This window comes from Metabacillus lacus (assembly GCF_009674805.1).
Lineage (GTDB): Bacteria > Bacillota > Bacilli > Bacillales > Bacillaceae > Metabacillus_C > Metabacillus_C lacus.
The window spans coordinates 1-1,548 of sequence record NZ_WKKI01000103.1 but is presented as its reverse complement, the minus strand read 5'-3'; the positions used below and the strand labels follow the sequence as shown (position 1 = coordinate 1,548).

Sequence of the window (1,548 nt, the reverse complement as noted above, 5' to 3'; positions counted from 1 at the left end):
GCCCCCCAAGGTTTGAATTTGGATTTTTTAAAATGGGTTTATGCAGCTAGCTGGCTTGTATTCGATCCAACTGGATGACATAACCCATTCTCTCTATTTGTTTTTTTAATTGATCCACGGTTCTTTCCTTCTTATCCTGTATATAATGACTGCCTAATTCTTGGTATCCAACTTTATCAGATAAGATGCGGTAAATGATACGTAGGAAGAGATGAGCCGTTGCCATGGCTGCCTTCTTTTCCCCTCGCCGCCTTTTCACTCGATGAAAGAACGATGTAATCCTGCAATCTTTTTTTGCATTTATCGCCCATGCGGATTGGCAAAGCATGGATTTGAGCTGTTTATTTCCCTGTCGGGATTTTGACTTTTTTTTAACACCTGCGCTTTCGTTATTACCTGGACATATTCCGGCCCAAGAAGCTAAATGGGCTTCTGTTTCGAAAAGGTCCATGTCGGGTCCGACTTCTGCAAGAATGCTCGCCGCGGCATCCAAATCAATCCCAGGAATCGAATCCAAGAGTTCAACTTCTTTTTGATATGGCTTAAGCAGTTCCTGAATGGATTGTTCAAGCTGCTCTACCTGTTCTTCTAAAAATAGGATACTGTTCATGTGCATGCGGATCATTTCTCTATGATGCACTCGCACTTTTCCATTTAAAGCATCTAAAATTTGGGGAACCTTTCTCTTCAGTTTTGTTTTAACCAAAGATCTGATTTGTTCCTCATCCAGCACTTCGCCATCCATGAGTTTTTCGAGAAGAGCCCGTCCGGAAACCCCGAAAAGGTCAGAGATGAACGTGGTCAGTTTGATGTTGGCATCCTGTAATGTTTTGTGAATACGGTTCTTCTCCGATGTAATCATGTGTATAAGTTTTTGGCGATAACGTGTCCGGTCCCGCAGATCCCGAATGTCCTGGGGAGGAACCATGCTTGCTTGAATGAGGCCGCAGCGATGAAGTTGAGCGATCCATTGAGCATCCTTTATGTCCGTCTTGCGTCCCGGCATATTTTTAATATGCGCTGGGTTCGCGAGCGTAAGCTTGCAGGATGACTCAAGGATGTTCCATACCGATTTCCAATAAACTCCGGTACTTTCCATGGCAACTTCGGTACACTGGTTTTCAGCCAGCCAATCCTGGAGTTGAAGCAGCTCCCGGGTCGTTGTACCAAAATTCTTAATTAGCGGCTTGGGTTTACGGTCCAATGGACTGTTTAGAATACAAGCAGTAATCGACTCCTGATGAACATCCAAACCAGCACAACATTTACGAATTGCATCCATACATATTCCTCTTTCCAATAATAAACTAACAGATCATGCACTTTTAAGTAGATGTAGTTTTATACACGTGCTCATGGCAACAATCGGCGGTACTCTTTAGTGCAATAGGACGGATTCCTCCTCGGGTTTATAAACACCAGTATTCCGACGTCCTTTGATCCGTTAATAGTCAGTCTGGACAGAAAAATGCAAATATAATTCTTTTGTGGCACAAGAATCAAACCAATTTTCATTCCTGGCGGTGACCAGTAGGTCATGTTTGATTC

General features: G+C 43.3%; 1 protein-coding gene. It reads right to left on the bottom strand.

Features of this window, described 5'->3' with window-relative positions; all coding sequences use genetic code 11:
* Window positions 1–46 precede the first annotated feature (46 nt).
* Window positions 47–1,282 (bottom strand): IS110 family RNA-guided transposase, encoded by a 1,236-nt coding sequence (locus tag GJU40_RS20410; protein ID WP_154309886.1) that lies wholly within the window; start codon window positions 1,280–1,282, stop codon window positions 47–49.
* Between the last annotated feature and the right edge of the window lie 266 nt (window positions 1,283–1,548).

What these genes read in the sequence shown, in the direction of transcription:
- GJU40_RS20410 (WP_154309886.1), bottom strand. Translation starts at nt 1,282, where the DNA reads ATGGATGCAATTCGTAAATGTTGTGCTGGTTTGGATGTTCATCAGGAG.